This is a genomic window from Chryseobacterium sp. CH21 (genome assembly GCF_004119445.1).
Lineage (GTDB): Bacteria > Bacteroidota > Bacteroidia > Flavobacteriales > Weeksellaceae > Chryseobacterium.
In genome coordinates, this window is record NZ_QICI01000044.1 from 14,191 (window position 1) to 37,588 (window position 23,398).

Sequence of the window (23,398 nt, forward strand, 5' to 3'; positions counted from 1 at the left end):
TGTACAGTTTTTAGTTGAACAAATACCACACAATCCCAATGTTCAGTCTGAAATCATATACCGGGTAATGTGGAAATGCATATGCTTTGTTATTGGAAATAACGGTTCCTATCTGCTGACCTTCTATGAAAAAGAACATCTTTTTCACTTTCATATTGATATAGATATCTGCGATAGGCTGCCCTCCAATTGAAAAAGAATCTGCTCGCGGAAGAATATATTCGTTAAGAACAGGGAAATATTCTCTTGAAGCAAATTTCGAAAAATAATATACTTTAACCCCTGCCTGAATCTCCGCTGCTTTTTTGAATGCCTGTGTCTGATAGAAGAAATTGGCTCTACCAATAAAACTTGGTAAAGGAAGTAATTGTTTATTAGTCAGCGTATTTTGGAAATGCAGTCTTGTATTCAGATGGAATTTGTTGAAGCTGAATGTAGCTTCTCCTCCGATCTGAGATATGTTCACAGAGTTATTACTTTGCTTCGGACTCATACTGCTGTCAAAGTATGTATAGTTATCTATTCTGAAATAATTGGCAAAAATTTCAGTTTTAAACCATTTTAGATTGATACTTCCCCCTACTTCCATGACAGACTGATTTTTTGCATTTTCCAGATAATAATTGAAATTATTGTAAACGGAAGTATTCATTAAATAATTGAATGAAGGGTATGCATTTTGGAAGTTTACCTTTGCATTAACAAAGTAATCTTTGATTGGCTCAAATTTCAGATTATTGGTTGTTTTGAGATAGCTTTTAAACTGGCTTCCGTTTGAAAATTCCAGGAATGAGTTCAATTGAATCTTATCCCAAAGTTTTACCTGCAGATTTCCTACAGCTCCGATTCTGTTTTCTTTAAGTTCATTCGGAAAAGGAAATGCATTATTAATAGACGCAATATCTGTTACCCCAAACTTAATGATCTGATAACGTAGCCCAGCATCCAGCTTGAATCTCTCATTATTAAAGATCAAGCTTACCGTATTGCTGAAATTTTCGGAGTATTTTTTTGTGGTTAGCGGAAAACCACTTACTAAATCCGTTGGAGCATCATACCAATAGGTTTCCGGAGTTGTTTGGTTATAATAATATTTATTTCCCTGATGAGAAAGAATATGTCTTATACTAAATGGAAATTTCTCAGAATTAAATGGTTTAAATTCCTGACTCAAATAGTATCTTCTGTAAGCAAACTGTGAGCTGGAAGAAGCTAAACTTACCTGAGCATTCTGTCTGTTGCTATAATTACTATCCCCATTCATGAATAGATTATCTTCCGTAATACCACCACTTTCCTGATTGTTTACATTCTGGTGAAGATAGTGAGCAAAAAGTTCATAGTTTCCACTTTTTGAAACATAATGGCCTGAGAAAAGTGTATTGTTATTTGCGGCTAATGAGTTTCTGTAAAGTCCCTGAGAACGCAGTCCCATATATTCAAGTGCAAAATTGAATCTCTTCCCGATATTCTGGGTATAAGTGGATCTCAGAGCAGCTCCGTTTCGCATTGCATTGTGATAAATAAATGTAGCAGTAGGTGTTTTTACGTCATAATATTTCACATCATTTGCTCCAATGATCATATACGATTTATTGGATGGCAATAAGGAAAGATTCTCTTCAGCATTAACTTCGAAAACAAGAGGATTGAATCCCGCCCCAATGTTGGCAGGCTGTATTCTTCCAAAGTTATCTTTATTATTTTGCTGTGAAAAGATATATGTTTTATCAAAAGTCATTACGGTATCAAAGACTTTCTTTTCAGAAAACTGAGTCTGATACAGGTAATCATTAATAGTAGGTTTGAAAATTTTCAGGGAATCTTTCTTCCCGGAATCGATCACCAATGTGTCTTCTTTTTTGGTTTGAGGCTTGGTATCAGCTTTATTAACAACCTGAGCCTTGGATACAAAACTTAAAGACAAGAGTATGAAAAGGATGTACTTCATTATTCATTATTGTACAGCAAAAATAAGAAATAAAAGGACATAAAAAACCCCACAAAAGATGTGGGGTTTGAGATATTTTTATTAGAAAAATTTTAGTTTTTCACTAAGACAAATTTATTACCGCTAGAAGTACCTGCCGCTCCTGAGAAAGTAAGAGCAGAAATATTTATACCACTAGTACAAAAGTTAACTGTCCCAGTACCACTTACATTCATATTACCTGTAGTTCCTCCATAGCTAAAAGCTTCATTGGAAGCTACTGTAATATTTCCATTATTCTGAACAGTAACAAGCATGTAAGATGTAGTTGGATTGCTAATATAAATATTGCTGGTTGACAATATCTTAAATTGGTTAGCAGCAGGACCTGGCTGTATAGTAATCGTTGCTCCTGGTGAATAATCTTCCCAAGTATCCGTTACCACCTTATACGTTCCCGTGAATCCAGACATATTAAATGGACATTCTAATGAATATTTCATTGTATGAACCTGGTTGAATGTAGCATTGCCAACTGAGGGAGAAGAAATCTTAAAAGTAATTGTTTTTTGAGTTTCCGTAGCTCCACTTTCTAATAATTGTACTTTAAAACTACCAACCTTCTGCCCCGCAGCAAGATTATCTGTTTTATTTATAATCTTGAAGTCTACACCTTCTACCGCTGTAGAATTAGCAGCATCAACAGCAATTTTTACTTCTGTATTTTGTTTTGCTTCACTTAAAGTAGTATACACCACTGCAACTTCTTTAGATGTTGATCCTTTTACTACTGTAGCCTCTGAGCTTACAGCACCAAAACTCACAAAATTATCACCGTCATACACTGCATCGTCTCTCTCTGAACAAGCAGAGATCATTAATGCAAAAATCGGAATACTTAAATATTTTAAAATTTTCATAGCTAAAATTCGCTTTTAATTAATATTAATAACCAGGGTTTTGTTGCACTTGAGAATTTAAGTTAATCTCCTGAACAGGAATAGGCAATGTATACTTATAGCTATTGTTCGGAAGGTTTGTAACTGTAACCACGTCATCCGTCTGGTTTCTATCCATAGTAACACCTGCAGCTACAGCCAATCTTTTTAAATCGATGTATCTGTGTCCTTCCAATGCAAGATCTACTCTTCTCTCTTTCAAGATATCAGCATAAGCTGCTGTTGAAGAAGCATATACCGGAAGAGGAGCCGTCCCACTGTTATATCTTTTCGCTCTTACTTGCTGAATTAATGTTGCAGCACCAGCAAAATTGTTAGCTGCAGTTTCACATTCTGCTAAGATGAAATACATTTCTGATAATCTAAATACCTTTAAATCATTTCTTGTAGCAGCACTTGTTTTACCAGGATATTTATCTACTACGAGCTGATCAGTATCTCTAGGAGAAGTACTTGTTAAATAATTAGGATCAATTATAGACGAAGCATCAACATATACTGTTCTTCTAACGTCACCTGGAGTTGTATTAATGATATTAAACAGGTTTCTACCTAAAGCCCACATTGGGTTTCCTGTAATACTAGAACTGTTGGTATTCCATCTTGTTCCAATTGAACTTCCGTTTCCAGTAGCTAATCTGTTTAATGCAAAAAGAATTTCCCCTTCACTTGTATCATTCCACATATTTGGATATGCTGCTGCTCCAGTTAATGATATACCAGAATTAGATATTACATCTTGTGCATATTGTTTTGCTAAAGCATAATTCCCTCTATATAGATTAAATCTTGCGGATACTGCATTTACAAATCTTTTATTTACATAATATCTATTCAAAGGGATTGAAGTAGCAGGAGGTGTAGGAGTTGGAAAAGGCAGTGTTGTATAAGATGTTAAAATACTTCTAGCATAATCTAAATCCGCATTAATAAAATCATAAACATCTTGATTTTTGCTTCTTGGTAACTTTGTATCTACTACCGGAACATCTTTTAAAAGTAAAACGCCCAAACCATTAGGATCTTTCATATCAGGAGCAAAGAAGGTCTCCAGTTGAAGGTAACAGTAAGCTCTTATAGCTCTCGCCTGAGCAATTACATAATCATATTGCTTTTTCTGTTCAGCATTAGCAGGTGTAACGTTTGCCGCACCAGCAAGCAACCTATTTACACGGTTAATTACCAAATAATGCTGAGCCCAAATTCCTGTTGTCAAACCTGTTGTAGGATCAATAAAATAACGATGTATTTCATATTCCTGACCACCACTACCAGCTCCTGGTTTTACTTCATCTGTAAATACTGCAGAAAAGTAGATATCATTATTGATATCCATGTTTGCATACACAGATCCTATTAAATAATCATTAAGATTTGATACACTTGTAAATAATGTAGCATCATCCAGTAATCCAGGCTGCTCTATATCGATAGCATCTTTACAACTGTTTAAAGTAAAACCAACTGACGATAGACATACTGCTATCACTAATGCTTTTTTATATATTTTATTCATTTTTTCTTTTTTTAAAAATCTACATTAACCCCTAGAGAATATGTTTTTGGATTTGGATATACGTTAAGTGAATACGTTGTAATAGGCTCCACATCAAAACCTTTCCATCCTGTGAAAGTATATACGTTTTCAGCTTGAGCAAATACCTTAATAGAATTAATTGGTAAGTTGCCTAATATTTTTTTGCTGAAAGTATATCCAACACTTACATTCTTTAATCTAACAAAATCAGACTTGAAAAGGAATCTATCAGAAGAACCTGATAATGTTGCATTCACTGCTGATAAGCCTGGTACCGTAGAGTTTGTATTATTTGGATTCCAAGCATTCAATAAGTCAGAAGAAACGTTAAGTCCAGAAGCAGCATAAGCAGGATTCATTACCCAAGAATATAGGTTATCATAAATATATCCTCCTTTCTGATAAGAAAATAATGCATCTACAAAGAACCCGTCATGCTGGAAATTAAATCCGAATCCACCAGTATATTTAGGCATAGGGCTTTTTCCTGTAAGTCTTCTATCACCTGCAGTTGGTGTTTGAGTTACATTTCCGTTTTTATCTAAGAATAATTGTTCCCCGTTGGCTGGATTAACTCCCAAATAAGGATAAAGCTGCCACTGATTTGCAGGTCCTCCAACAGCGTCAACAGCGTCGTCTGTAAGGTCATTAGCTTCCATGCTAACAATCTTGTTAGAGTTATATCCCATATTCGCATATACGGATAATTTGGTATCTGCTTTTCTAAGGATATGAACTCTTAGGGAAGCTTCAACCCCTTTGTTATCCATTACACCATTATTACCTCTTAATGAACCTTGACCTGTAACATAAGTTACCGGAATAGAGTTGAATAATCTTGATGTTCTTTTTTGATAATAGTCAAATGTACCTTCTACTAGCCCTTTATAGTTGAAATCTAATCCTAAATCAAGTTGTTTTACTTCTTCCCATTTTAGGTTCTTATTTCCAAGGTTTGCCAAATAATATCCTGGCAAACTCTGATAAGCAGGAGCTGTAGTAGGATTCGGCCCGTTATAATCCAAATATGAAGAAGGACCTACTGTTAGTACATTGGTATTATTAGTAACCGTAAATAAGTTTTGGTTACCTGTTGTTCCAAGGGAAGCTCTTAGTTTCAATAAGTTGAAGCCAGATCCTTCCATAAAGTTTTCTTTATCGATATTCCATCTTGCTGCTACTGACCAGAAAGTTTCCCATCTGTTATCTTTAGGGAATCTGTATGATCCATCTCTTCTGATAACCCCAGACACACCATACTTTCCTTGGTAGTCATAATCTAGAGTTCCAAAATACGCCAGCGTTCCTGCAGTAACTTTTAATGCACTTGCAGAAGGGCGATAAAGATCTGGTGTAGCCGGGTTGAAAGGAACATAACCGGTTCCTGCACCGAATTCCCAAACTAAAGGATCAAGACCGTTTTGCTGTTGAGTATAACTCTGCCAGTTTACTTTAATATAATCTAAATAAGCAGCGGCAGTAATAGTATGATCACCAAATGAATGGTTATAGGTAATATTTGTAGTAGTGTTAAACGTTAAATCGTTTACTGTATTAAACTGTTCAAATCCACCATACTTTGCTGATGTACCATCAGGTTGTTTTTGACCTGCAGCTACTACTAAAGATAAATAACCATTAGCCGCTCTTGCAAATTGTCTTTGATAATTTTTATAGTCAACACCTGTTCTGTTTCCAATACTTAAATCTGATGTAAGTTTATAATTAGCACTCACGTTAGCTGTTAAGCTGGTTTCAGTAAACTGGTTTCTGATACCTCCCATGATATTATCATAAAGGATGTACGCTCCGTTTCCGTTACCACTTGCCGTTCCAATTTGGTTGAATAATCCCAATCCATTAGTAAATGTAGGTGCTGCTAAGTAAGGTGCAGAAAGTACAGTTCCGAATAGAGGATTCTGTACAGTGTTTGCATTAATAGCAGTGTTGGTTTCGTCATCCAACTGGTTTCTTTTTGAAAATCCTAATCCTAAGATTGCACCGAAAGTTAATCTTCCATCGTTGCTTTTCCCGTTAAGGTTATTTCTTAAAGTAAATCTTTTGAAGTCTGTTCCACGAATGTTACCTTCACTATCAACGTAACCTAAGGAAACGAAGTTGCTGATATTTTCTCCACCTGCACTTACAGATAACGTATGTTGCTGGCTCATACCTACTCTCGAGAATAAATCTCTCCAGTCTGTATTGGTAGTGAAATTATTGATATCATTTTGAGACATGGTAGAACCTTTTCCTGCTCCAGCATTTTTCTGAACCTGTAATAGCTGTTGTCCGGAAGACATATTGTAATCCGTTTTCGGTAACACAGAGAAAGAAGTTAATGCATCATAAGAAATTCTAAGCTTTGAGTTGAATTTTCCTCCCTTAGTAGTAATTACTACAACCCCGTTCGCAGCTCTGTTTCCATAAATAGCCGTAGCCTGAGCATCTTTTAGAATACTGAATGTATCAATATCATTAGGGTTTAAGTTTCTAAACTGTGATCCTGATGTAATGATTCCGTCTATAACATATAAAGGATCCGTAGAACCATTTAAGGAGCTAAGTCCTCTGATAATAATATTAAACTTACCGGATCCTGGAGATCCAGATGCTGAGTTCGCCACTATACCTGGTGCTGTACCCTGTATAGAGTTAAGAACAGAAATATTTGGTCTGTTCTCTAATGTTTCAGAACCGATGGTTACTGAAGAAGCATTAGATTTAGCTTTTGTGGATGTCTTGCTATAACCTAACACAACAATTTCATCAATTTTCTGTTCTTTGTCTTTTTTAGAACTTGTTGTGTCTTTTTGAGCAAATACTACCTGCCCTGTGAAAAATAACACACCGGCTGTCAGTACACGTAATTTAACATTCATATTAACAAATTTTAATATATTTAATGGGCAAATATGTTAATAAATATTAACATCCACAAATTAAACCAATGTTTAAACTACTCTTTTTTTAAATATTTACTTTAAATTTTACTCAAATCAAATAAGATTCCATAATAATAGATAGTTTTTATTGTGTGAAAATTATTTTTTTACACTTTAAATTCATTTTAACAAATTATTAATAACCTAAAAAATACTATTTAGAATCATTATAAATTATATAGGTGTAAAAAATAAAACCTTGCCATTATAAAAAAGTGGTTTTCACTTATTTAGGATATAATTATTTTAATTTTCATTGACACTCAATTCCTAGCAAATTTCAAGAATATCTCTAATTTATCAGTTAAAGAAAATATTAAGATTTTTACTGAATTTAAAGGATTGGGTAACTTCTTTAACAATATCTGTGAAATATATTGAACTTTTGAAATCTATATAAAATTAATGCAATTACTTATCATCACTCTTATTTTAGAGTTTCATATTACTTTTACTACAGTAAATATATACATGATAATTTTTCTCACTTCAGAGATTTTAATCTCTTTTAAAACTCTAAATATTTAACTTTCTATACTTATATACAATAATCAATAGTAAATCCTAAAGAGTAAGTTTAGAATTTAAAGCAGTAAAAGTTAAATTTATCCAAAGCATAATTAAATTCTACCTCACTAATTTTAACATTTCTAAATGAATTAAACTATAATAAATTGCAATTGAGATTATCTTTTTCTCAGGATGGCATCTCAAAAATCCTATTCTAAAATTGAAACTTATTAATCATATTAAAAAATAAATTGACAAATCCAAGCAAAACATTATAAGACTCATCATTTTTCACTAACTTTACCAATAATAACCCATCAATTATATAAGATAATCAGAAATAATTTAAAAATGAAAAAATTATTATTCATCGCTTTATTTTTACCGTTTATATTTGTAAGTGCCCAACAATCTTTAAATATTAACAATGTAACCGGCTCTCAGTCTGTCTTCGAAAGTGTAGTAGCTTCAGGAACTGGAGCTCCTATAAAATATGAAGATATACAAGGTTCTCCTTACCAATCCCCACTTTTCCAAAAAGCTTCTGTTGGAGAAAAATATGGAAATATCGATGTGAGATATAATGCTTACACGGATGACATAGAGTTTTTAAATAATGGAAAAACTGAAGTTCTGCCTAAACAGGACGATTTCGCTAGAATTGAAGTTCTTTCATCTAAACAAGCTTTTGTCTATTTTAAGAACTCTGCAGAACCGAAAGGTTACCTTACCGAAATAGCAAAAGGGAAAAATTCTGTGTATAAGAAGGAAAAAACTATTTTCAAAGATGCAGCTGCAGCTGCTAATACCTATCAAACAGGAAAACCTGCCATGTTTGTAAAACAAGATCCTGTTTATTATATAAAAACAGCTTCAGGAAATATGAATAAAGTGTCTTCACTAAAAAAGATAACAGATCTTTTCCCTGAAAAAGAAAAGGAGTATAATATGTATATTAAATCTAATAATTTGAAATTTAATGATGGTGATATAGCTAAACTAATGGCTTTTATTAATCAATAATTAGAGTTTTAATTCATAAAAAAATCATATAAATCGGTGTATAAATAATTTATACACCGATTTTTTATATGGTTAATTTTTCATCCTATTTTTCTTACGTATAAAGTATTCCATCTTGGGCATTTTTGACTTTCTTTCTTTCTTTATTTATTTATTTATTTATTTATTTATTTATTTTCTACTAAAGAATTTTTAAAAGCAATTTAAGACTATAAATGCTGTTCTAGTATCAACAATCACCCTCCGAAACTATACAAAAATGCCACCTCACAAGTGAGATGGCATTTTAACTATGATATACCGAGTCCTAAGACTCACATCATCTATTACTTTAGTTTTTTCTTGACTGCTACTTCTTCGTAAACTTCAAGAATATCTCCAACTTCGATGTCGTTGTAACCTTTCAGATTCAGACCACATTCGTAACCTTTTGTGACTTCTTTAACATCATCTTTGAAACGCTTCAAGCTTTCAAGTTCTCCGTCAAATTTCACAATACCATCTCTCAATAAACGTACTTTAGACTGTCTTGTTACTTTTCCGGTAAGAACCATACAACCTGCAATTGTTCCTACTTTAGAAATCTTAAATACCTCACGGATTTCAACATTACCAATCACCTGCTCCTGAATCTCTGGAGAAAGCATACCCTCCATTGCTTCTTTCACCTCATCAATCGCTTTATAGATTACAGAATATGTTCTGATTTCAATTTCTTCACGATCTGCAAGGTCTTTTGCATTAGCACCTGCTCTTACGTTGAATCCAATAATAATTGCATCCGATGCTGCTGCCAAGTTGATATCAGATTCTGTGATCTGCCCAACACCTGAGTGAAGGATTTTCACACTGATTTCTTCTGTTGACAATCTCTGTAACTGATCAGAAAGTGCTTCTACAGAACCATCCACGTCACCTTTAAGGATAATATTCAATTCTTTAAATTCTCCTAGAGCAATACGTCTACCCAATTCTTCAAGCGTTGTATGTTTCTTAGTTCTGATTGATAATTCTCTTTGTAATTGCTCTCTCTTATTGGCAATAGCTTTACCTTCACTTTCGTCAGCATATACTCGGAATTTATCACCTGCAGTAGGTGCTCCGTCCAGACCTAAGATGGTTGCAGGAATTGATGGACCTGCTTCTTTAAGATTCTTTCCTCTTTCATCAAGCAAAGCTTTTACTTTACCATGGTTTTTACCTGCTACTACATAATCTCCAACTCTTAAAGTTCCTGTCTGTACCAACATTGTTGCTACATAACCTCTTCCTTTATCTAAGGATGCTTCAATAACAACTCCGTTTGCTGCACGTTCAGGATTTGCTTTTAACTCAAGCATTTCAGCCTGTAATAGAACTTTTTCAAGTAATACATCTACATTATTACCGAATTTAGCCGAGATCTCTTGTGCCTGAACATTTCCACCCCACTCTTCTACTAAAACCGGAGGGTTCAAGCCAGAAAGCTGTTGACGGATGTTATCAGGGTTCGCATTAGGCTTATCAACCTTATTGATTGCAATAATCATAGGAACCTGTGCAGCTTGAGCGTGAGCAATAGCTTCTTTTGTTTGTGGCATCACATCATCATCAGCGGCAATTACAATAATTGCAATATCCGTGATCTGAGCACCTCTTGCTCTCATCGCTGTAAAGGCTTCGTGACCTGGCGTATCTAAGAATGTAATTCTTTGTCCGTTTTCAAGCTTCACGTTATAAGCACCAATGTGCTGAGTAATTCCTCCGGATTCACCAGCAATTACGTTAGTTTTTCTGATGTAGTCCAATAATGACGTTTTACCATGGTCTACGTGCCCCATTACAGTAACTACAGGAGCTCTTTGCAATAGACTGTCTTCTGTATCAACTTCTTCTTCTGAATCTGTATCTTCAAGATCAGCATCTGAGAATTCAATTTTATAACCAAATTCGTCTGCTACTAATAATAAGGTATCAGCTTCAAGTCTTTGGTTCATGGTAACCATTACTCCTAATGAGAAGCAAGCAGAGATTACTTCAGTTGGAGAAACATTCATTAAGCTTGCCAATTCACCTACAGTGATGAATTCTGTTACTTTAAGAGTTCTGTCTTGTGCTTCAAGCTCCTGCTGACGCTCATCCTGCTCTCTACGGAAAGTTCTTTTGTCTTTTCTGTGTTTTGCAGATTTAGATTTCCCTCCTTTATTAGTAAGCTTTTCTAATGTTTCTTTGATCTGGTTTTTAACTTGTTCGTCAGTTAGTTCAACTGGCATCACTCTTTGTCCAGGTCTGTTGTTCTGGCCTCCTTTCTTGAAGCCGCCGCCACCTTGACCTTGAGGACGGTTTCCACCTCCCTGGTTATTTCCAAAACGGTTTCCGCCCTGGCCACCCTGACCTTGCGGACGGTTTCCCTGACCACCTTGACCTTGACGGTTTCCACCTTGACCACCATTGTTATTATGCGGACGGTTTCCTCCTTGGCCTTGGCCACCTTGGTTATTGTTATTATTTCCTGAGTTTTGATTATTCCCCTGACCTTGTTGGTTATTCTGGCCACCAGGTTTTTCAATTCTCTTTCTTTTCTTTTTTGCTCCAGAACCTGGTTTTGGTGCAAACTGAGTCAAGTCAATCTTTTCTCCAACGATCTTAGGACCGTCAAGCTTCTGATATACTGTCTCAATTTTCTGAGGTTCCTGAGCTTCAGGTTCAGCCTCTACTTTTGGAGTTTCTACTTTTTTCTCCTCAACAACAGCAGGTTTTGGAGTTTCTTTTACTGTTTCCACAGGTTTCACTTCTTCTTTTTTCTCCTCCATTTTTGGCTTGTCTTTTTTCACAGGTCTGTTTCTAGATTCTATTTGAGACAAATCAATTTTATCCAAAACTTTGAATTCCTGTTTTTCAGGAGCTGCTTTCACTTCCGGCTGTTCTTCTTTCACGATTTCTTCTTTCTTTTCTTCAACCGGTTTCGCAACAGGAGCTGCTTCAGGAGCTGCAGGAGTTTCTTCCACTTCAGGCTTATTAGATTCCAGATCTATTTTACCTAAAATTCTAGTTTCTGGTTTATTTGCTTTAGCTCTTATCACTTCAGGGGTTTTCTTTTCTTCAATTTCCAGTTTTTCTTCCGGAACTTTAGTGATCACCACCTCATGGGAAGCTTTTCTTTGTTCGCCGTCTTTAGCAAACTCAGCCTCCAATGCAGAATATGCCGCTTCTTCCAATTGAGCGTTAGGATTGCTTTCAACCTCGATACCCTTAGCTTGTAAAAACTCTACTAATCTGGACATCGAAATATTGAATTCCTTAACCGCTTTATTTAATCTAATTTTTGGCATCTATATTATTTACTGTTTTTAATTTTTAAAATTAAAGTATTTCTTTTTTACTGTTTATTAAAATTTATTTAAAATCTTAATCTTCAAATTCTTCTCTCAGAATACGTTTAACCTCTTCAATTGTTTCTTCTTCAAGGTCTACCATATTTAAAAGACTCTCAGTTTCTTTATCCAATACTGATTTTGCAGTTGTAAGTCCTACTTTCTTAAACTCATCCAAAATCCACTGCTCGATATCATCGTTAAATTCTCTCAATTCAACATCATCATCTTCGCTGGACTCTCTATATACATCAATTTCATATCCTGACAACCAAGAAGCCAGTCTAATATTCTGTCCTTGTTTTCCAATTACTTTAGAAATCTCTTCAACAGGAGTATACACTAATGCATAGTTTTGTTCCTCATTGATGTCAATTTTATTGACTGTTACATTTCCTAATGCTCTCTTCACCAAAATCTCAGGGTTTTTAGACCACTGAATAACATCGATGTTTTCATTTCTCAACTCTCTTACAACGCCATGAATTCTGGATCCTTTTACTCCAACACATGCCCCTACCGGATCAATTCTGTCATCATAAGCATCAACTGCAATCTTCGCCTTTTCACCAGGAATTCTCACTACTTTTTTAAGCATAATTGTTCCGTCCTGGATCTCAGGAATTTCCAGCTCCAATAATTTCTCAAGGAATTTAGGTGCAGTTCTAGAAATAATAATCTGTGGTTTAGAACCTTTGAAATCTACTGTCTCGACAATAGCTCTGATATTCTCACCCTTTTTAAAGAAATCGGATGGGATCTGGTTTTCTTTTGGCAAAATAAATTCATTTCCTTCATCATCCAGCAAAATCACATGCTTATGACGGATATGGTGGATTTCTCCAACAACTATTTCTCCAATTTTATCTCTAAACTGTTCGTACAGCATTGCATTATTATGCTCCTGAAGTTTTGTAGCCAGAATTTGCTTAAGGGTAAGGATGTTTCTTCTCCCTAATTGCGCAACAGGAATTTCCATTGTAAAGTCTTCACCTACTTCGAAGGTAGGGTCAATCTTCTTAGCTTCAGAAATTTCAATTTCCAAATCATCATCTTCAGACATTTCGTCCTCTACAATTGTTTTATTTAAAAATATCTGAAAATCTCCTTTATCCGGGTTTACAATCACATCGAAATGATCATCTGAATCAAATCTTTTTCTCAAAAGAGTCTTCAGTGAATCTTCAATAATTGCCATAAGATCAATTTTACTGATCCCCTTTTCGTCTTTAAAATCACCAAAGGATTCAATCAACGCTATATTATCCATCTATTCTTTTTTCTTTTTAAAATTTAATTACTACTAATGCTTTTTTGATCTCGGAGTAAGCAATCTCTTTCTCCTCTTCTACATCTACTTTTCCTTTTCCGATATCTTTCGGTTTACGGTAACGTAAAGTAAGTGTAATCTTCTCTTCATCTACTTTTGATAATTCTCCTTCAATTTTAGAAGAATCCTCCAGCATTACCTCAATTTCTCTTCCAATATTTTTACCGAACTGTCTTGGTGTGGATAATGGCTCGCTCAATCCGGCAGACATCACCTGTAGGCTGAAGTCATGCTCTTCACGATCCATATTGAATTCTATTGCACGGCTTGCGTCAAGACAATCCTGCAGAGAAACTCCATTATCACCATCTAAAATCACTGTAATATCATCCCCTGCAGAAATTTTAAGATCAATAAGAAAGAGATCTTTTCTGGTCTCAAGGAATTCATTTAATAATTCTTCAATTCTTTTTCTAAACTCCATATATATTTATCTTGATTTACAGTACGAAAAAAGGCTTTCTTCCGAAGCCTTCCCATTTTTTCCGTAAATCCATGGCAAATATACGATATTTTTCTAAAAATGCAAAATTATCTTAAGTATCAAGCAAATAGCGCCCAGCTCATTTACAATAAATTAAAAGAATATGTCACAGTATTTTTATATTTTTGTCCCTAAGAATTTAAAAACAGACATTTTGAATATAACGATTGTAGGAACAGGTTATGTAGGGTTAGTTACAGGAACAACCCTTGCAGAACTTGGCAATTCAGTATACTGTGTTGATATTGATGAAAAAAAGTAGAAGGTATGAAAAACGGCGTAGTTCCCATCTATGAGCCGAACCTTGAGGAAATGTTTTTAAGAAACATCCAATCTGAAAGATTATTTTTTACAACCGACTTAAAAAAAGCTTTAGACAAAAGCGAAGTAATTTATCTGGCACTCCCTACACCTCCGGGTGAAGATGGCTCTGCAGATTTATCTTATGTTCTTCAGGTAGCTAATAATATTGGCGAGCTGATGACAGAGTACAAAGTGATTGTTAATAAGAGTACCGTTCCTGTAGGAACAGCAGATAGGGTAAGAGAAACGATCTCTGCTAAAACACAAATCCCTTTTGATGTAGTTTCCAATCCAGAATTTTTAAGAGAAGGCTTTGCTGTTGAAGACTCAATGAATCCCTCACGAGTAGTCGTGGGTGCAAGCTCTGAAAGAGCAAAAGACATCATGTCTAAAATCTACCAGCCTTTTACCAATATTGGAATTCCCATTATCTTTATGGATGAAAAATCATCCGAACTTACAAAATACGCAGCCAACTCGTTTTTAGCAGTAAAGATTACCTTTATGAACGAAATTGCCAACTATTGTGAAAAAGTAGGCGCAGATGTAGACAAGGTAAGACTAGGAATGGGCAGCGATGACAGAATAGGCCATAGATTCTTATTCCCGGGAATCGGATACGGAGGAAGCTGTTTTCCAAAAGATGTAAAAGCTCTTATAAAGTCTGGAAAACAGGAAGATTTTAATTTTCAGATTCTTGAAGCTACTGAAAGTGTCAATACCACCCAAAAAATCATTTTAGTATCTGAAATTGAAAAATATTTCGGTGGAAATATTGAAGGAAAGAAAATTGCCATGTGGGGACTTGCCTTCAAAGCAAATACTGATGATATAAGAGAGGCTTCATCCTTAGACAACATCGCCCTTTTATTAGAAAAAGGTGCGAAAATCATAGCATATGACGCAGTTGCAGAAAGTAATGTTCAGAAACTTCTTGGCGACAAAATACAATATGCCAAAGGAATGTATGATGCCTTAGAAGACGTTGATGCATTATTTATAGCCACAGAATGGCCAGAGTTTAAAAATCCTAATTTTGAATTGATGGCCAGGAAAATGAAAAACAAAGTCATTTTTGATGGCAGAAATATGTATCCATTGGAAATCCCGGAACAAAACGGATTCCATTATAAAAGTATAGGAAGAAAGACCATCTCAAAATCAGAATAAAAAAATGAAAAATATTATCATTACAGGAGGTGCCGGATTCATCGGTTCGCATGTTGTAAGAGAATTTGTAAAAAACAATCCGGATACTAAAATCATCAATCTTGATGCTCTTACGTATGCCGGAAATTTGGAAAACCTAAAGGACATTGAAAATGAACCTAATTACGTTTTCGAAAAAGCAGATATTACAAAACCTGAAGAACTTAGAAAAGTTTTTGAAAAATACAATCCTGACGCTGTTGTACATTTGGCTGCAGAAAGTCACGTAGACCGAAGTATTACAGATCCCATGGCCTTTATTAATACAAATGTGAACGGAACTGCTAATCTTTTGAATCTTTGCAAAGAATTCTGGACATTAAATCCTGATCATACTCATGGCAGGTTCCCGGACGAGAAAAGAAACAATCTTTTTTATCACATTTCTACGGACGAAGTATATGGAAGTTTGGGAGAAACAGGGTTCTTTTTAGAAACGACTTCATATGATCCTCAATCTCCGTACTCCGCTTCCAAAGCAGCATCTGACCATTTGGTAAGAGCTTATGGAAATACCTATGGAATGCCATTCATCGTATCCAACTGTTCCAATAATTATGGACCGAATCATTTTCCTGAAAAACTGATTCCTCTTTGTATTTCGAATATCATCAATGAAAGGCCGCTTCCTATTTATGGTGATGGAAGGTATACAAGAGACTGGTTATTTGTGATTGATCACGCCAGAGCCATTCATCAGATCTTTATGGAAGCAAAAACCGGAGAGACTTATAATATCGGAGGATTCAATGAGTGGCAGAATATTGATCTCGTAAAAGAACTGATCAAGCAAATGGATGCTAAACTGGAAAAACCGGAGGGCTATTCTGAAAAACTGATCACTTTTGTAAAAGACAGACCTGGCCATGACAAACGTTACGCCATCGATGCTACAAAATTAAATAAAGACTTAGGGTGGAAACCATCGGTAACTTTCGAAGAAGGTTTAGGGAAAACCATAGACTGGTATCTTGAAAATAAAGAATGGCTTGAAAATGTAACCAGCGGAGATTATCAAAAGTATTACGAAAAGCAATATTCGTAGAATGAAAAAATACTTTTTTTTATTTTTCGTAATCTTATCAGTTTCGTCATATTCACAATCTGTCATCCAGACCAAGTTTCCCACTGAAACCCAAAAGAAACTTATTGATGAACTTATTGAAGTTTCCGGATATAATAACTCGTTGATGAAAACAGCAAACTTACTATTGTTCAGAAAGTCTATGCAATATGAAAATGGTAAAAATTTCGAAATTTTAAATAAAGAAGAAAAGAAAATCGTCCTCGACAGAATAAAACATAGTTATTCAAGAAAAGATAAACTCTATTTTGATTTCATGAATTTGACTGAAAAGAATCTGATCAATTTGATTAAATTTTATAATGAAAATCCAAATTTGAAATCCAGCAATTATATATTTTCCTCAGATATTATAATTCATAATCTGGACAATGAAATCAGCCTTGAAGTCAATAAGATTTTAAAAGACAAATCCACAAAATAAAATGAAAGGAATAATATTAGCCGGAGGATCCGGAACCAGACTTTACCCTCTAACCATTGCTGTAAGCAAGCAGCTAATGCCTGTTTACGACAAACCAATGATCTATTATCCACTTTCCACGCTTCTTTTAGCTGGAATCAAGGATATTCTAATTATCACTACACCACACGACCAGGAAGGTTTTATCAAACTTCTGGGTGATGGTTCTCAAATCGGCTGCAACATAGAATACGTAGTACAGCCCAGCCCAGATGGCTTAGCACAAGCTTTTATTCTAGGTGAACAATTTATTGGCAACGATCCTGCTGCACTGGTATTGGGAGACAATATTTTCTATGGTTCCGAAATGGGAACTTTATTAAAAAACAAAACCAATCCAGAAGGAGGAGTTGTTTTTGCCTATCACGTTGCCGATCCTGAAAGGTATGGAGTTGTAGAATTTGATAAAAACCTGAAGGCTGTTTCTATTGAAGAAAAACCTTTAATACCTAAATCAAATTACGCTGTTCCCGGACTTTATTTTTATGATAATAATGTGGTGGAAATTGCTAAAAACATTAAACCTTCTCCAAGAGGGGAGCTGGAAATTACTGATGTCAACAATGTCTATTTAAACAGCGGTAAGCTTGAAGTGGCTGTTCTTGACAGGGGAACTGCATGGCTGGATACAGGAACATTTGATTCCCTTCATGATGCTTCAGAATTTGTAAGTGTTATTGAAAAGAGACAAGGGTTTAAAATTGGCTGTATTGAAGAGATTGCATTCAGGAACAAATTCATCAATGAAGAAAAACTTCTAGAAACGGCTGCCAAATATGGCAAAAGTGGTTATGGAGAATACCTGAAGCAACTTATCAGTAAATAACAAATATCATTTATAAAATTATCAAACTATTGGCTTTAAAGCTAATAGTTTTTGTTCATACCGTCAAATATCAATATATTAGTTGTTGTTTATTGATTTTCACAGAAAAAAATCTACAACCCGAAATATATAAGTAAGAATTAATTATTATAAATTTGCAAAAACTTACACAAATGAATGACCCACAACAGAAGTGGACTGAAACGATTGGTTCTGATCATTCGTTATTTGACTTGAAGCTAAAAGAAGTCTGGAGATACAAAGATCTTGTTTACATGTTTGTAAAAAGAGACTTTATATCCAGTTTCAAGCAAACGATTTTAGGTCCGATCTGGTTTTTTATCAATCCCATCCTAACGACCATCGTCTATCTGGTTATTTTTGGAAGAATTGCCAAACTACCTACAGACGGGGCACCGCCACTTCTTTTTTATCTGGCAGGTGTTACACTCTGGAATTATTTTTCTGCTTCATTACTGGCCACCTCCTCTACTTTTACCGGAAATGCCGGAATTTTTGGAAAAGTATATTTTCCAAGGCTTGTGACTCCACTCTCTATTGTTATTTCCAATCTTATGAGATTTGGTGTGCAATTCATCTTATTTATTCTAGCCTGGGCATATTATTACAGCAAAGGAGAAGCACATCCTAATATCTGGATTCTTGCCACTCCGTTTCTTATATTCTTAATGGCACTTTTTGCATTAGGAGTTGGAATGATATTTTCTTCACTTACCACAAAATATAAGGATTTGAGTATGCTTCTGGGGTTTGGTGTCAGTTTATATATGTATGCAACACCCGTGATTTATCCTGTATCTTCATTACCGGGATTTTTAAAAAATTAGCTTATTATAATCCATTGACAGGTATTTTTGAATGTTTCAAATATGCATGGATTGGTGTAGGAGACTTCTCCCCAGTCATGCTTGGAATCAGTACTGGTATTATTCTTATCCTTTTAATGATAGGAATTGTTGTATTCAATAAAGTTGAAAAAACTTTCATGGATACCGTGTAATTATTTTTCTTTTAAAAATTTAAATTAAAAAACATGCTGGCTTTAAAAGCAGAAAATATATCTAAACAATACCGTCTGGGACAAGTCGGTACCGGAACTTTGTCTCATGACCTCAACAGGTTCTGGCACAAAGTAAGAGGAAAGGAAGATCCTTATCTTAAAATTGGGGAAACCAATGACAGAACTACTAAAGGGGATTCCGAATATGTATGGTCTCTTCGCGATATCAATTTTGAAATTGAGAAAGGAGATGCTGTTGGAATTATCGGAAGAAATGGTGCAGGAAAATCTACCTTATTAAAAGTATTAAGTAAGGTTACCAAACCTACGACAGGTCAAATTTATACCAACGGAAGAATTGCTTCTTTATTGGAGGTAGGAACAGGATTCCATCCTGAAATGACAGGACGTGAAAATGTCTTTCTTAATGGAGCTATTCTGGGAATGACAAGAAAGGAAATCACGAGAAAATTTGATGAAATTGTAGATTTTTCAGGTGTTGAAAGATACATAGATACTCCTGTTAAAAGATATTCATCGGGGATGTATGTTCGTCTGGCTTTTGCCGTAGCAGCTCATCTGGAATCTGAAATACTGATTGTAGATGAAGTACTGGCAGTAGGAGATGCAGAATTTCAGAAAAAATGTCTTGGAAAAATGAATGATGTGACGAGAGGAGAAGGGCGGACTATTCTTTTTGTGAGTCACAATATGACTGCTATTAAAGAGCTATGCACAAAAGGGATTCTTTTGAATCAAGGACAAATTGGCTACCAAGGTGACATTCTCAATACGATCATAGAATATCAAAAAAGCAGCGCAAGAGAAAGCTCTTACCAGTATAATGGTAATCTGAACGAAGCTATAGGTAACGAAAATATCAGAATAAAAGAATTTTCAGTATCTCCTATTAATAGAGATTTACTAGATATTGATTCCGGAGTACATGTAAAACTTGTTTTTCATAATTACTGTCCGGATATTACACTTGATACTACATTTGAATTGAAAAACTATGAAGAATTGGTAATTTTCCATGTTGGAAAATTTGTTTCTGAGAATAACGATTCAAAAATAGGCGAATATTCTGTAGAATTTGATATTCCTGCAGGGCTTTTGAATGCAGGAAACTACTATTTTAAGCTTTACTTCGGAAAGGATCAAAAAATACTTTTATACGGAATTGACGAATTTATTGGATTTGAAGTAGAAAATGTAAAAGTTGGAACGATGATGCATATTTATCCAGGAGTTACCAGACCATTTTTTGAATACAAAGTACAAACACCATGATCCCCAGAATAATAGAACTCCCAAAAATATATGATAAAAGAGGAAACTTATCCTTTTTGAATATCCTCATCAACTTCCTTTTGAGATACAAAGAACCTATTGGATATATGACGTACCTGGAGGAGAAGTAAGAGGAAGCCATGCTTTCAAAGCACAGCAAGAATTTATTATTGCACTTTCAGGAAGTTTTGATATTGTAATCCATAATGGAAAAGAAGAACAAAGGTTTTCTTTAAATAGATCATATTATGGATTATATATTCCCAGAATGTTTTGGCGAAGATTAGAAAATTTTTCAACCAATTCATTAGCACTCATTGTTTCTGACAGAGAGTACAATGAAAATGATTATATAAGAGATTTTGAAGAATTTAAAATACTTGCTGATGAAAAATAATATTTCTGTATTTGACTGTAATGTTATTGATTTGGGTAAAATCAGTTTTGATGAAGGTAACCTTACAGTGGTTGAAAATAACTCTGCATTTCCATTTAATGTAAAAAGAGTTTTCTACTTGTATGATATTGCCGGAGGAGAAAGCAGAGGTGCACATTCGCACAAAGAATGTCATCAGTTTCTGATTGCAGCAAGTGGAAGTTTTGAAGTATCTTTAGATGATGGTAAATTCAAAAGACAGGTCTTTTTGAATCGTCCTGATTTAGGATTACATATTCCCCCCGGGATATGGGCTTCTGAAATTAATTTTTCTTCAGGAGCAATTTGTTTGGTCCTTGCATCTCATTCTTACAATGAAGCAGATTATATAAGAAATTATGAGGATTTCAAAAAAGTTAAGAAATGATCTTTTATAAAGAACAAATTATAAATCCTGAAAATTTCAGGCAACCTTCTTTTTTCATTAGCCCATTCAGAACATCTGATTTGGGACAAAATGACACAATTATAAAAGACGATTCTGTCCCTGATGACGAATTATTAAAAAAATATTATTCATTTTTTGGAGAAAAGCATGAATTCTTTTTGAGAGGTAAGGAAGCAATACACCAAGCATTAAGTTTCTATAACCTTAAAAAAGATGATGAGGTTCTTATCATAACTACAACATCTAATCTTTATATAAGTAGTTGTGTAACTAAAGAAATTGAAAAATTTTGCCATTGGTCCAGAGAAAAAACGAATAAAACGAAATTAATTTTTGTTATTCATGAATTTGGAAAAATTTTTCCTGATATGGAAAGAATAAAAAGTTATAATATTCCTATCATTGAAGACTGTGCAATGAGTATGCTATCCAACAATTCACAAAATCAAATAGGCAAATCTGGAGATTTTACGATTTATAGCATTCCAAAATTCTTTCCAGTTCAATTTGGTGGAATATTAAGGTTTAATAATAACCATAAATTAAAATCTGACCAACCCTATCGAAATTATCTGAGGAAAATATGCCTGCATTATTTGAAAAATATTGAACATATCATTACCCAAAGAAAAACAAATAATCAGTATTTAATTTCAAAATTAAAAAAATCGGCTTCAAATCATTCTTTGATTATACTGAATATGAAACCCCTTCTGTTTGTATGTTTGAAAATAACGGCTGTAATTTATCTGAGCTGAAAATATTTCTTCAGCAAAATGGGATAGAATGCAGTATATTTTATGGTAAAGATGCATTCTTCATACCTGTTCACCAAAACTTGGGAATTTTTGAAATGGATTATATTGTCAATCTTATAGAATACTTTGTCTATGAAAATAAGTAATATTTCAATAGGTGAAAATGTTATTATTGATCCTACTACATCAATAAATAATGTGAGAATTGCAGATAATGTAAAGATTGCAAAACTATGCAGTATTTACGGATCTGAGAAGAATCAGCTTGAAATTGGAGAATCATCTTATGTTGGGATGTTCAGTATTCTCAACGGGTTTAGTAGAAAACTTACTATTGGTAAACATGTTTCTATAGCACAAAACGTGAATATTATGACAGATTCCGGTCCTAATGCAAGTGAAGAAATGCAAAAAATATTTCCTCTTATTTCTGGAGAAGTACAAATTGGTGATCATAGCTGGATTGGTGTCAATGCGGTCATTATGCCCGGCGTACAATTAGGAAATTTCTGTGTTGTAGCAGCAAACAGTTTTGTTAATAAAAGTTTTCCAGATTATTCTATGATTGGAGGAAATCCTGCAAAACTTATTAAAACATTATTATTACCAGATGAAATTTGAAATAATCAAATACAATAATTCTTATAAAGAAATTTGGAATTCTTTTATCTTAACATCAAAAAACGGACTTTTCTTTTTTGATAGAGATTTTATGGAATACCACTCTGATCGTTTCAAAGACCATTCACTTCTAATTTTTAAAAATAATAAAATTGCGGCTGTATTACCTGCTAACGAATCAGAAAGACAAATTATTTCTCATGGTGGTTTGACTTTTGGGTCATTAATTGTATCATATGCCATAAAAGCCAGTGAAGTATTGGAAATTTTTAATGAAATAAAGAAATACTATTCTGAGCTTTCTTTCTATGAAATAATATACAAAGCGATTCCCCATATTTTTCATAAATATCCTGCAGAAGAAGATTTGTATGCACTTTTCCGTAGTGATGCCAATCTCTACAGAAGAGATATTTCATCGGTTATCGATCTTTCACATCCTATCCGATTTTCAGAGACCAAAAGGCAATTGGTAAGAAAATGTAAAGAAAATAATGTAATTATTACAGAAAATACAAATTTTGAAGAATACTGGAGCTTACTTTCCTCTGTTCTTCAGAAATTTGATACAAAACCAGTACATACAATAGAGGAAATCACTCTTTTAAAAGAAAAATTCCCAGAAAACATAAGACTTTTCGAAGCCAATAAGCATGGCAGGATTTTGGCTGGTATTGTTATTTTTGATTTTGGAGACACCATTCATACTCAGTATATGGCAGCCTCATCAGAAGGAAGAAAAGCAGGAGCATTGGATTTTATCAATCATTTTCTTTTAGAAAAATTCAAAGACAGAAAATATTACAGTTTTGGAATTTCTACAGAAAACCAGGGCAAATATTTAAATGAAGGGCTAATTCAGCAGAAAGAAAACATGGGAGCAAGAGGAATTGCTTTAGATTTTTATTCAATTAAACTTTAAACT

General features: G+C 34.2%; 19 protein-coding genes and 1 pseudogene. 13 read left to right on the forward strand and 7 right to left on the reverse strand.

What is annotated here, in order from left to right:
• Nucleotides 1–10: 10 nt before the first annotated feature.
• From BOQ62_RS07925 to BOQ62_RS07940, 4 genes are all read right to left on the reverse strand, one after another.
• A complete protein-coding gene (locus tag BOQ62_RS07925; protein WP_129038485.1) occupies nucleotides 11–1,951 on the reverse strand; it encodes a putative porin in 1,941 nt (646 codons plus the stop codon).
• Between the two features lie 92 nt (nucleotides 1,952–2,043).
• Nucleotides 2,044–2,850, reverse strand: coding sequence for a DUF4843 domain-containing protein (locus BOQ62_RS07930; protein ID WP_129038487.1), 807 nt, complete (start codon nucleotides 2,848–2,850; stop codon nucleotides 2,044–2,046).
• Nucleotides 2,851–2,875: 25 nt separating this feature from the next.
• On the reverse strand, nucleotides 2,876–4,405 hold the full coding sequence (locus tag BOQ62_RS07935; protein WP_129038489.1) for a RagB/SusD family nutrient uptake outer membrane protein: 1,530 nt from the start codon (nucleotides 4,403–4,405) through the stop codon (nucleotides 2,876–2,878).
• Between the two features lie 11 nt (nucleotides 4,406–4,416).
• Nucleotides 4,417–7,308: a SusC/RagA family TonB-linked outer membrane protein gene (locus BOQ62_RS07940; RefSeq protein ID WP_129038491.1), complete on the reverse strand. Its 2,892-nt coding sequence runs from the start codon at nucleotides 7,306–7,308 to the stop codon at nucleotides 4,417–4,419.
• Nucleotides 7,309–8,232: 924 nt separating this feature from the next.
• On the opposite strand from BOQ62_RS07940, the gene BOQ62_RS07945 reads away from it, so the two are divergent.
• A complete protein-coding gene (locus BOQ62_RS07945; protein WP_129038493.1) occupies nucleotides 8,233–8,904 on the forward strand; it encodes a hypothetical protein in 672 nt (223 codons plus the stop codon).
• A 326-nt stretch (nucleotides 8,905–9,230) separates the two neighbouring features.
• Here the strand turns inward: BOQ62_RS07945 and infB are convergent, their stop codons facing one another.
• The 3 genes from infB to rimP all read right to left on the reverse strand — a co-directional run bounded on the left by infB (nucleotide 9,231) and on the right by rimP (nucleotide 14,011).
• Nucleotides 9,231–12,215: a translation initiation factor IF-2 gene (gene infB, locus BOQ62_RS07950; protein WP_129038495.1), complete on the reverse strand. Its 2,985-nt coding sequence runs from the start codon at nucleotides 12,213–12,215 to the stop codon at nucleotides 9,231–9,233.
• 76 nt (nucleotides 12,216–12,291) lie between these two features.
• Entirely contained in the window at nucleotides 12,292–13,527 is a 1,236-nt protein-coding gene (gene nusA / locus BOQ62_RS07955) for a transcription termination factor NusA (RefSeq protein WP_123909237.1), read from the reverse strand.
• 16 nt (nucleotides 13,528–13,543) lie between these two features.
• Nucleotides 13,544–14,011: a ribosome assembly cofactor RimP gene (rimP, locus tag BOQ62_RS07960; RefSeq protein WP_089692763.1), complete on the reverse strand. Its 468-nt coding sequence runs from the start codon at nucleotides 14,009–14,011 to the stop codon at nucleotides 13,544–13,546.
• 214 nt (nucleotides 14,012–14,225) lie between these two features.
• On the opposite strand from rimP, the pseudogene BOQ62_RS07965 reads away from it, so the two are divergent.
• From BOQ62_RS07965 to BOQ62_RS08015, 12 genes and pseudogenes are all read left to right on the forward strand, one after another.
• Nucleotides 14,226–15,544 (forward strand): annotated as a pseudogene (locus BOQ62_RS07965) (UDP-glucose dehydrogenase family protein).
• Between the two features lie 4 nt (nucleotides 15,545–15,548).
• Entirely contained in the window at nucleotides 15,549–16,628 is a 1,080-nt protein-coding gene (gene rfbB / locus BOQ62_RS07970) for a dTDP-glucose 4,6-dehydratase (RefSeq protein ID WP_129038497.1), read from the forward strand.
• A 1-nt stretch (nucleotide 16,629) separates the two neighbouring features.
• Nucleotides 16,630–17,091, forward strand: coding sequence for a hypothetical protein (locus BOQ62_RS07975; RefSeq protein ID WP_129038499.1), 462 nt, complete (start codon nucleotides 16,630–16,632; stop codon nucleotides 17,089–17,091).
• A gap of 1 nt (nucleotide 17,092) precedes the next feature.
• A complete protein-coding gene (gene rfbA / locus BOQ62_RS07980) occupies nucleotides 17,093–17,956 on the forward strand; it encodes a glucose-1-phosphate thymidylyltransferase RfbA (RefSeq protein WP_129038501.1) in 864 nt (287 codons plus the stop codon).
• A 173-nt stretch (nucleotides 17,957–18,129) separates the two neighbouring features.
• A complete protein-coding gene (locus tag BOQ62_RS07985) occupies nucleotides 18,130–18,804 on the forward strand; it encodes an ABC transporter permease (protein ID WP_317127367.1) in 675 nt (224 codons plus the stop codon).
• Between the two features lie 14 nt (nucleotides 18,805–18,818).
• On the forward strand, nucleotides 18,819–18,977 hold the full coding sequence (locus tag BOQ62_RS24065) for a hypothetical protein (protein ID WP_317127368.1): 159 nt from the start codon (nucleotides 18,819–18,821) through the stop codon (nucleotides 18,975–18,977).
• A 33-nt stretch (nucleotides 18,978–19,010) separates the two neighbouring features.
• Complete coding sequence (locus BOQ62_RS07990; RefSeq protein WP_129038503.1) at nucleotides 19,011–20,270, forward strand: polysaccharide ABC transporter ATP-binding protein; 1,260 nt, start codon at nucleotides 19,011–19,013, stop codon at nucleotides 20,268–20,270.
• 103 nt (nucleotides 20,271–20,373) lie between these two features.
• A complete protein-coding gene (locus tag BOQ62_RS07995) occupies nucleotides 20,374–20,667 on the forward strand; it encodes a WxcM-like domain-containing protein (protein WP_317127369.1) in 294 nt (97 codons plus the stop codon).
• Complete coding sequence (locus BOQ62_RS08000) at nucleotides 20,657–21,073, forward strand: sugar 3,4-ketoisomerase (protein WP_129038505.1); 417 nt, start codon at nucleotides 20,657–20,659, stop codon at nucleotides 21,071–21,073. Before BOQ62_RS07995 ends, BOQ62_RS08000 begins: the two co-directional genes overlap by 11 nt.
• The gene (locus BOQ62_RS08005; RefSeq protein WP_129038507.1) at nucleotides 21,070–21,852 is read left to right on the forward strand and encodes a DegT/DnrJ/EryC1/StrS family aminotransferase; all 783 of its coding nucleotides are present in this window, start codon (nucleotides 21,070–21,072) and stop codon (nucleotides 21,850–21,852) included. The genes BOQ62_RS08000 and BOQ62_RS08005 overlap by 4 nt, the downstream gene beginning before the upstream one ends.
• A 132-nt stretch (nucleotides 21,853–21,984) precedes the next feature.
• Complete coding sequence (locus tag BOQ62_RS08010) at nucleotides 21,985–22,473, forward strand: acyltransferase (RefSeq protein WP_129038508.1); 489 nt, start codon at nucleotides 21,985–21,987, stop codon at nucleotides 22,471–22,473.
• Nucleotides 22,463–23,395: a GNAT family N-acetyltransferase gene (locus BOQ62_RS08015; protein WP_129038510.1), complete on the forward strand. Its 933-nt coding sequence runs from the start codon at nucleotides 22,463–22,465 to the stop codon at nucleotides 23,393–23,395. Before BOQ62_RS08010 ends, BOQ62_RS08015 begins: the two co-directional genes overlap by 11 nt.
• Nucleotides 23,396–23,398: the final 3 nt, after the last annotated feature.